This is a genomic window from Microbacterium sp. (genome assembly GCF_047972865.1).
Taxonomy (GTDB): domain Bacteria; phylum Actinomycetota; class Actinomycetes; order Actinomycetales; family Microbacteriaceae; genus Microbacterium.
This window is the reverse complement of record NZ_JBKEAY010000210.1, coordinates 1-9,340: the sequence shown is the minus strand read 5'-3', so window position 1 is coordinate 9,340 and position 9,340 is coordinate 1. Positions and strand designations below refer to the sequence as shown.

Below are 9,340 nucleotides of genomic sequence, written 5' to 3'. Positions count from 1 at the left end.
CCCCGCGACCCCGGTCACCGTCTACGAAGTGCGCAGCGCGCTCGTCGAACACACCTGCACCGAAGACCCCACCGGCCCCGGTTGCGAACCCCTGCCATAGCCGGCCGACCGCACCCGCGCGGCGGGACTCAGGCGCCGCGACTCCCGGCATCCGTCGCCCCCACATCGGTGCGATGGAAGTTCTGGAACGACCGCGACGCCGTCGGGCCGCGCTGACCCTGATACCTGTTGCCGTACGGCCCGCTGCCGTACGGCGTCTGCGTCGGCGACGACAGCCGGAAAAAGCACAGCTGACCGATCTTCATGCCCGGCCACAGCTTGATCGGAAGCGTCGCGACGTTGGACAACTCCAGCGTCACGTGCCCCGAGAATCCGGGGTCGATGAATCCGGCGGTCGAGTGGGTCAGCAGACCCAGCCGGCCCAGCGACGACTTGCCCTCCAGCCGCGCGGCGATGTCGTCGGGCAGGGTCACCTGCTCGAACGTCGACCCCAGCACGAACTCCCCCGGATGCAGAATGAAGGGCTCATCCGGCGCCACCTCGATCAGGTGGGTCAGGTCGGGCTGATCCTCGGCCGGGTCGATGAACGGGTACTTGTGGTTGTCGAACAGCCGGAAGTACCGGTCCAGGCGCACGTCGACGCTCGACGGCTGCACCATCTGCGGATCCCACGGATCCAGCCCGACCCGGGCGTTGTCGACTTCGAGGCGGATGTCGCGGTCACTGAGCAGCACGCCCCCAGCGTAATGCGAATGCCGATGGCGGCCGGCCTACGCCCCGAGCCTCAGGACCGAGCCGCGCCGCCGGAATCGTCTCCCTGCGACGGTGAACCCGGATCAGCGAGCAACACCGCCCACAGTCGTTCGATCGTGTCGGCCATGTCGATGTCGCGGTCGATCCCCCACTCCGCTTGCAACCCGTCGGAGACGGCGACCAACACGCGCGCCATGTGGTCGGCGTCGATCCCCGCCCGCACCGTCCCCGCCGCCTGCCGCGCCGCGATGTCCCGCGCGACGGCGCCGTGGACCTCGGCGTCGCGACGACGGAAGAACTCGTGTGCCGGATGATCCGGGTCGCTCGCTGCCGCCTGCAGGCTGACGTACAGGTCCACCAGCGCTGGCGTCTGCGTGTTGTGACGTGCCAGCAGCACGGTGGAAGGCTCGCGTCCGGGATCGGCGGAGATCAGCCGGCGGTTGAGCATGTCGCGCTGGCGTAGCACCTCCAGCAGCAGATTCTCCTTGGTGCCGAAATGGTGCAGCAGACCCGCCTGCGTCATACCGGCCTCTGAAGCGATGTCACGCAACGAGGTGGCGCTGTACCCCTTCCGCTCGATGACGTCGAGCGCGGTTCCGAGGATGACCTCGCGACTCTCCCGTCCCTGGCGGTAGCTGCCACGCGATGCGCGGCGTTTCATCCGGGCGCCGGGCCACCCCTGGCGCAGCAGCGGTCGTTCGGTGTCGCCGGGTGCGTCCGGGCGCGCACGTGCGACCGCTGACACCGAGCGCGGAATATCGAACGGTAGAACACCGACGGGTGGAACCTGGCCCGAAAGCACATCGAGGACGGCGGCATCCGACGCGCCGAACTCAACGACGGAGGCTTCGGCGTGCATCAGCAACGGTCCCAGCACGGCGGGACGGTCCAGACGAACCACGGCCACGACGGGGACCTGACGTTCCAGGGCGTTGACACGGTCGACCGCTTCGGCTGAGAAATCAAGCGAGCCGGCACGGAAGGCCGATTCGAGCATGTAGTCGTCGCGCGGATCGTACGGCGCCTGCATCCGCGCCACGGCGACATCGGCCTCGGCCGGGGTCGTCACAGGGGTGAAGCCGGCGGCCTCGATGGCCGACGCCGCGACCTCCTCTGAGAACACGCGCGAGTTCTTCGGCAGCGGCAGCAGCGGCACGGCCGGGCTGCGCCCCGTGGAGATGACGACCATCGACCGCGCTTGAGCGCGCCGGCCCGCCGCGCGGTCGTCGGCGGTGCCGACCGATGCGGGCGCCGCTTCTTCGTCGACGAAGGGGTCGTCGAACAGGCCCAATTCGAATTTCACCGTCAACAGGCGGCGCGCCGATTCGTCGATGCGCGATTCGGGCACCTGGCCCGAACGGACGAGCTCGACGACCAGTCGCGGGTCATCTTCGCCGCCGAGCTGATCGCAGCCGGCGTCGATGATCTTCTTGACGCGTTCGCTGTCGCTGAGGTGCTCGACACCCCAGGCCCGTGCGGGAAGCGTCTTGTCTCCGATCCGCGATGCGGTGACCAGGCCCCAGTCGGTGCAGACGACGCCGTCGAAGCCGAGCTTCTCGCGCAGCAGGCCGGTGATCACCTGCCGGTTGAACCCGAAACCGACCTCTTCGACGGGCTCGCCGTCGAGGGTCAGCCCGATCGGGATGCCGTAGGACGGCATGATCGCGGAGACCCCGCGGTCGATCAGTCGACGGAACGGTTCCAGGTGGTGCTCGAACATACCCGCCGGGTAGACCTGTTCCCTGCCGTAGGGGAAGTGCGGATCCTCGCCATCTCGCTGCGGCCCGCCGCCGGGGAAGTGCTTGGCCATGCAGGCCACTCCTGTGGCGGACAATCCGGCGACGCCTTCGAACCCGTCGACGTAGGCGATGCCGAGATCAGCGACGGTATCGGCGCTCTGGCCGAACGTGCTGTACTGACGAGCCCAGCGCGGTTCGGTCGCGACGTCGAGCGTCGGGTGCAGCGCCGACCGGATGCCGACAGCGACATATTCGCGGCGTGCGATCTCGGCGAACTCCCTCACCGACTCGGGTTCGGCGAGTGCGCCGAACCCGAGCGGCTCCGGCCACGCCGAGAAGGACTCATCGTGGAAGGACGCGCCCCAGTTCTCGGTGAATCCGTGGCGGGGGTCGGTCGCCACTGTCACGGGGATGCCGTGCGGGGTTTCCAGAGCGGCCCGCTGCACCTCGTTGACCCACCGCGCCAACTGTCTCGGGCCGGGGACAACCTGCACGTTGAGGTGGTTGACGTAACGATCCTGCACGAACTCGCGCGTCGGAGGGCGGTTATCGCGCAGGGGGGCGCCGTCGATCGCGCCGTCCGCCGACACGGCGGTGACGGGATGGAACATCAGCCCCGCCTTCTCTTCGAGCGAGAGCCTGGGCACGAGGTCCGCGACACGATCGGCGACCGGAAGGGCCGGGTTCTCGTACGGATCCATCACGCCGTTGCCGTTGAGATCGCGATACCCGCCGACCACGGCATCCGCCTGCTCCGATGTCGTCACTCGTCTCCGATCTTTGCGAGGTCATGCAGTCGCTCACGCCGCAGCCGTTGTTCGGCGACGTTGGCCACAGGAGCCGACATGAACAGCCGCTTCGTGTAGGCGTGCGCCGGGTGCGCTGTGATCTGGTCGACTTCCCCCTGTTCGACGATACCGCCCCGGTACAAGACCACGACGCGATGGCTGATGTGGCGCACCACGGCGAGGTCGTGTGAGACGAACAGCAGTGACACGCCGGTGTCCTGCTGGATCTCGATCAGCAGGTCCAGCACCCGCGCCTGCGTGGTCAGGTCGAGCGCCGAGACCGGTTCGTCGCACACAATCAGCTTCGGGTTCAACGCAATTGCCCGAGCGATCGCGACACGCTGACGCTGACCGCCGGAGAACTCCCGCGGCAGCCGGTTGCCGGCGTCGGCGGGCAATTGCACCCGGTCCAGCAACGCCCGCACCCGAGCGTGCGCATCGGCTCTCGTCCAACCCTGGATCGTCAGGGGCTCCGCCAGAATGTCGGCGATCGTCATTGACGGGTTCAGCGACGTATACGGGTCTTGGAAGACGACCTGCAGATCGGTGGCGAGGGAGCGCCTGCGTGCCGACGACAGATGCGTGATGTCCTCGCCCTGGAAGGTCACCGTCCCGTTCGACACGGGAGCCAGGCCCAGGATCGCCCGCCCGATCGTCGTCTTTCCGGAGCCGGACTCACCCACCAGCCCCAGCGTCTCACCGGGCCGGATGTCGAAGGAGACACCGTTGAGCGCCCTGAAGGTCTTGCGTCCGCGAGACCGGTAGGTGACCTCGAGGTCGTCGGCCTGCAGCAGAAGGTCATCGGCGGTCATGACTGGCTCCGTTCCGCAGCCGGTGCGGCATACGTCCGCACCGGTCCTTCCTCATCGAGCATTGACGCCAGCAGGTTCTGGGTGTACTCCTCGCGCGGGGTGGTGAGGATCTCCTCGACCGCACCGGACTCGACCACCCTGCCGTGCTGCATAACGACGACGCGATCGCAGATATCGGCGACGACACCGAAGTTGTGGGTCACCATCAACACCGCCATTCCGGTCTCCTGCTGCACGTCGCGCAGCAGATCGAGCACTTCCGCCTGCACCGTGACATCCAGCGCCGTCGTCGGCTCGTCAGCGATCAGCAGGCGCGGCCGCGTCGCCACGGCCCCGGCGATCAGCACACGCTGGGCCATGCCGCCGGAGATCTCGTGCGGGTAGGCACGGTAGGTGGCCTCGGGATCGGGGATGCCGACCCGCGCCAGCAGTTCGATCGCGCGCGCCTTCGCCTCGGTCTTGGTCATGCCCATCCGGGTGCGCAGCGGCTCGGTCAGCTGCTGCCCGATCCGGAAGTTCGGGTCGAGGTTGCTCAGCGGCTCCTGCGGCACGTATCCGATCTCAGTACCGCGCAGGGCGCGGCGTTCGGCGACGGTCTGCTCGGTCAACTCGACGCCGTCGAATCGGATCGATCCGCGCGAGACCCAGCCGCCCTCCGGCAGCAGGCCCAGCACCGAGAACGCGGTCTGCGTCTTGCCCGATCCCGACTCACCGACCAGCCCCAGCACCTCGCCGGGGGAGATATCCAGGCCGACGTGGTGAACGACGGTCTTCTGGGCGTCGCCGGTGCCATAGCTGACTTCGAGGTCGCGCACCGACAGCAGGACGCCTTCGTGGCGATCGGCCACAGCATCCGCTGCCGCGGGAGCGGTCTTGCCGGTTCGAAGCGCGTCGGCCGTTCCGCGATCTTCCAGGGCGTCGCGCATGGCGTTGCCGAGGAGGATGAGCGACATCGTTGCCAGGCCGATGACCAGACTCGGCCAGAAGACGAGGGACGGAGCCACGAAGATGCGCCGGAACCCTTCGTTGAGCATGCTGCCCCAGGACGGCAGTGAACTGTCGGTGATGCCGAGGAACTCCAGTCCGGCCTGGATCGCGATGGCGATCGCGGCCAGCCGCGCCGATTGAATGATGACCGGCGCACGCACGACCGTCAGCACGTGACGCCCGATGATGCGGGCATCACCCAGACCGGACACGCGGGCAGCATCGACGTAGAGTTCGCCACGCACGCTCTGCACGGCGGCACGAGTGATGCGGAACACGCCCGGCGCGAGCATGACGCCGAACACCGCCATCGAGATCCACACCGACGGCCCGGCGACGGCGCGGACCGCGAGCAGCACGACGATGCCGGGGAGGGCCATGTTGAGGTTGTTCACCCAGTTGGCGACGGAATCGAACCAGCCGCCGTAGTATCCGGCCACCAGGCCGGTCGGAAGACCAACCACCAGGGCGACGACCAGAGCGAGCGCGGCTCCCGCGAGGTTGACCTGCGCACCCCACAGCAGACGGCTGAGCACATCACGCCCCGAAGCATCGGTGCCGAGCAGGTGCTCGCCGCTGGAGGGCAGCATCGCATTGCGCAGGTCAACGAGGTCGGCGGGCGGGAGCGGGAGGAAAGGCGCGGCGATCGCACCGGTGATGATCACCAGCAGGATGACGGTGGCGCACACGCCCAGCGGGTTGCGCAGGAAGCGGTGGAGGGCACCTCGCTTGGGTGCGCGCGCCGCGGACACGAGGGCGGTGGTCTGGCTCATGAGAGGCGCACCTTCGGGTTCAGCCAGGCGACGGCGAGGTCGACCAGCAGGTTGACGATCACGACGATCACGACGTAGGCCAGGACGGCGCCGAGTACGAGCGGCACATCCGTGCGGGCAGAGGCTTCGATCGCGAGGCTTCCCAGCCCCGGTAGAGCGAAGATCTGCTCGACGACGACGGCGCCGCCGAGAATGCCGACCACCTGTACCGCCAGCGCGGTCAATCCGGTCGTCGACGAGGCGCGCAGTACGTGGCCGAGGACCACGCGGTTCTCGGTGAGGCCACGACTGCGCAACGTGCGGACGTAGTCCATGCGCAGCGTCGCGATCACGGAGCTGCGCACCTGTTGCGCGATACCGGCGACCGCGACGATCGTGAGCGATATCACCGGCAGAGTGAGGCTGCGCGCCCACGCAGCCGGGTCTGTGGCGAAGGTTGTGTAGCCGGTGGCCGGGAGCCAGTCGAGCTGGATCGCGAACACCGTCACCAGGAACAGCGCAATGATGAACGCAGGCAGTGCGTCACCGAACGTCGTGAGAACCTGCAGCAGGCGGTCGACCCAGCCGCGCTTGACAGCCGCGAGCAGGCCGATGGCGAACCCGATGACGCCGCTGAGGATGGTGACAAGTGCGACGAGGGCCACGGTCACCGGCATCCGCACGGCGAGCGCCGCCCACACCGTCTGTGTGGTGAACAGCGAATCGCCGAGGTCGCCGGTGAGAGCGCCGAACAGCCACTCGGCGTACTGCACGAAGACGGGCCGGTCGAAACCGAGCTGCGTGGTCAGTGTTGCGACCTGCTCCGCACTGGCGTTCTCACCGAGCACGTTGCGCGGGATGTCGCCGAAGGCTGGAGCCAGCAGCAGAAAGACGATGAGCGACGTCGCGAACACGAGCGTGATCGCCGACGCGAGGCGTTTGAGCAAGAAGGCCATGATGGACTTTCGAGACAAGAGTGGGGGACCCGCACGCGGGTCCCCCACGTCGTCAGTTGCCGGCGGGCGCGAAGTTGTAGATCGACGGCACGGCCTGCTGCACCTGCGGGGTGAGCTGGATCTTGTCGCCGTGGAAGTTGAAGGCGTCCGGTCGCATCACCGGCGCGAACCACACGTTGTCGACAACCCACTCATTGATCTGACGAGCGACATCGGCACGACCTGCCTCGTCGGCAAGCGGATACGCGGCGATGAGGGCCTCAAGATCGGGGTCGGTCGACTTCAGGGCGTTCCAGGGGGCGTCCGGCGCGAGCAGGAACTGAGTGGTGCCCCAGTCCGAGCGCTGCGACAACGACATGAACACGATCGGGTACTCGCCGCCGAGCATCGAGCCGATCGCTTCGCCCGGCCCCCACTGGTGACGGTTCACGGTGACGCCGATGTCCTGCCAGTTCTGGATGATCGCATCGTAGATGACCGGCTCGAACACGCCGCTCATCGGCAACGTGAACTCAAGGTTACTGGCACCGGCTTCGGCCAGCAGTTTCTTGGCGCGGGCCGGGTCGTAGGCGTAGGCGCCGTCGAGGTCGGCACTGTACCCCTCGCTGTCGGGGCCGAACACCTGCGACGTGGCGACACCGCGGCCTTCCCACCCGACGTCGACGAGCGCCTCGGCGTCAATCGCGATCGCGAGTGCTTCGCGCACCCGAACATCAGCCAGTTCGGGCAGCAGCGTGCCGTCACGGTCGAAGAAGATCAGACCGCTCCAGTCCACCGAGAGCTTCGGCGCGCTCAGGCCGGCGGCCTCGGCCTGGATCGCGGACGCCGCGCGGTTCAGCGGCGCGTAGTCGACCTGACCCGAGGTCAGTGCGTTCAGGCGCGCCGTCTCGTCGGCGAGGACACGGAACTCGACCTCATCGAAGGGCAGCTCCTCACCCCAGTAGTCCTCGTTGCGGGTAAGGATGATCGTCGAACCGACCACTGAGCGCTTCTGGTCGAGCACGTAGGGACCGGTGCCGACCGGCGCCGCGGCGATCTCGGCGGTGCCCAGGGCCACAGGGCTCCCCATGTAGCCGGCCGCGTTGGACAGGCTGTAGGGAAGGTCGGGGTCGGGGGAGTTCAGCGTCAGGGTGACGGTGTCCTCGTCAACGACCTCGACGCCGGACACAGCGGCGAGGCTACCCTGGAGGGGGCCATTGGCGGTCTGGAAGTGCTCGATGTTCGCTTTGACGGCATCCGCGTTGAAGGGCGCACCGTCGGTGAAGGTGACGTCGGTGCGCAGATCGAGGTCGAGAGCCAATCCGTCCTCACTGGACGTCCACTTCGTCGCGAGCATGGGGCTGAGCTCCCCGTCCGGCTCGCGCTTGATCAGCGTGTCGTACACGGACTGGTAGATCGGGGCGGGGTGTCCCTCGTTGGCTTGCGCCGGGTCCCAGCTGGCGGGCTCCATCAGCGATGCGAGCACGAGGAGCGGAGCCGAATCGGCACCGTCCGGCGCGGGGGTTGAGGTGCCGCCACCGCTGCACGCGGTCAGGGCGAGGGCAGCTGCGGTAGCTGCACCCACGAAAGCGGCCGTTCTTGACAATCTCACGATGCCTCCTACGACGTCGTAGTGATCCAGGGGGACCCGGCGGGGGTTCGCGGGCCGCTCCTAATACTAAATAGTGTTCAGTGGTTTTGCAAATCGCACGCGTGGACCGCGCGAGACCGCGCGCTGAGTGCTCATCGGGGGTCAGCGCGCCCGCCCCAGGCGGGTCCGTGGCCGTCTCGTGCACCGACGCGACGCACGGGCGTGACAACGGGAACGAATCGAGGTTGCGTGGAGGCGATTCTCGGCGAGCCACGACCGAACATCCGCGTTCCGGTGGGGGCGAAGGATCCGTCGCCGCGCCAGGTTCGCGCGGCCTGGGGTAAAGTAACCACGTCAGCAAGCGTCGGCAGGCTTCTTGCTACGGGGCTGTAGTTCAATGGCAGAACTTCTGCTTCCCAAGCAGACAGCGCGGGTTCGATTCCCGTCAGCCCCTCCACAACGTTCTCCCTAAGCCGGTCCGGTACTCCACCGGTACCGCGTTCGAACGCTCGGTGCGCACCACGAGTTCGTTACCGGATGCGCCCGCACCACGCGTTTCTGTTCCCTGGTTCGCGATACGTAGGTCCGAACAAGGGCAAGTTCCGCTCGACCAGCAGTGGCCAGCGCGTTTCTATTCGCTGGTTCGCGATACGTAGGTCCGGACGGGTGCGACACCTTGAAGGAGGTGAAACGGTTGGCGTTTCTATTCGCGGCGCTTCCGGGAATTCCGTGGGTTATGGCGTGGTGGGGTGGAGTTGGAGTCCGCCGAGGTGGAAGTAGATCGCGGTTTTGAAGTGCTTCCGGTTGCGGTAGCCGCGGGCTGAGACTCGGATGGCCTGGATGGGTGAGTTGAGTCCTTCGGCGGTGGCGTTCGTGATCCGGTGCGCGAAGTAGGCGAGCAGTCCGGCCTCGTGCCGTTTCAGCGTCTTCGCCGCGTCGATGATCGGCTGCAGCCTCGAATGGGTGGCCCAGAAGTACCAGCG

Annotated in this window: 7 protein-coding genes and 1 tRNA gene; 1 reads left to right on the top strand and 7 read right to left on the bottom strand. The window is 67.4% G+C overall.

Annotation, left to right across the window (positions count from 1 at the left end; translation table 11 throughout):
* Positions 1-128: 128 nt before the first annotated feature.
* From dcd to ACK5KK_RS12680, 6 genes are read right to left on the bottom strand one after another with little or no spacing between them, the layout of a single operon-like run.
* The gene (dcd, locus tag ACK5KK_RS12705) at positions 129-734 is read right to left on the bottom strand and encodes a dCTP deaminase (RefSeq protein ID WP_416890450.1); all 606 of its coding nucleotides are present in this window, start codon (positions 732-734) and stop codon (positions 129-131) included.
* A 50-nt stretch (positions 735-784) separates the two neighbouring features.
* On the bottom strand, positions 785-3,259 hold the full coding sequence (locus ACK5KK_RS12700; RefSeq protein WP_416890449.1) for a glycoside hydrolase family 3 N-terminal domain-containing protein: 2,475 nt from the start codon (positions 3,257-3,259) through the stop codon (positions 785-787).
* Entirely contained in the window at positions 3,256-4,092 is an 837-nt protein-coding gene (locus ACK5KK_RS12695) for an ATP-binding cassette domain-containing protein (protein ID WP_416890448.1), read from the bottom strand. Before ACK5KK_RS12695 ends, ACK5KK_RS12700 begins: the two co-directional genes overlap by 4 nt.
* Positions 4,089-5,852, bottom strand: a complete 1,764-nt coding sequence (locus ACK5KK_RS12690) for an ATP-binding cassette domain-containing protein (protein WP_416890447.1) — start codon at positions 5,850-5,852, stop codon at positions 4,089-4,091. Before ACK5KK_RS12690 ends, ACK5KK_RS12695 begins: the two co-directional genes overlap by 4 nt.
* Positions 5,849-6,787 carry an ABC transporter permease gene (locus ACK5KK_RS12685; protein WP_416890446.1) on the bottom strand — a complete coding sequence of 313 codons (939 nt, stop codon included), beginning with the start codon at positions 6,785-6,787 and terminating at the stop codon, positions 5,849-5,851. The genes ACK5KK_RS12690 and ACK5KK_RS12685 overlap by 4 nt, the downstream gene beginning before the upstream one ends.
* A gap of 52 nt (positions 6,788-6,839) precedes the next feature.
* Positions 6,840-8,378, bottom strand: a complete 1,539-nt coding sequence (locus ACK5KK_RS12680) for an ABC transporter substrate-binding protein (RefSeq protein ID WP_416890445.1) — start codon at positions 8,376-8,378, stop codon at positions 6,840-6,842.
* A gap of 362 nt (positions 8,379-8,740) precedes the next feature.
* Here ACK5KK_RS12680 and ACK5KK_RS12675 point away from each other — a divergent pair.
* Positions 8,741-8,814: transfer RNA gene (locus ACK5KK_RS12675), tRNA-Gly, on the top strand.
* Positions 8,815-9,091: 277 nt separating this feature from the next.
* Here the strand turns inward: ACK5KK_RS12675 and ACK5KK_RS12670 are convergent.
* Positions 9,092-9,340, bottom strand: a 249-nt coding sequence (locus ACK5KK_RS12670) for a transposase (RefSeq protein ID WP_416890444.1), incomplete at its 5' end; no start/stop codon positions are given.

Bases quoted from the DNA above. Each gene is read 5' to 3' on its own strand.
- ACK5KK_RS12695 (WP_416890448.1), bottom strand. From the start codon at position 4,092: ATGACCGCCGATGACCTTCTGCTGCAGGCCGACGACCTCGAGGTCACC.
- ACK5KK_RS12685 (WP_416890446.1), bottom strand. From the start codon at position 6,787: ATGGCCTTCTTGCTCAAACGCCTCGCGTCGGCGATCACGCTCGTGTTC.
- ACK5KK_RS12690 (WP_416890447.1), bottom strand. From the start codon at position 5,852: ATGAGCCAGACCACCGCCCTCGTGTCCGCGGCGCGCGCACCCAAGCGA.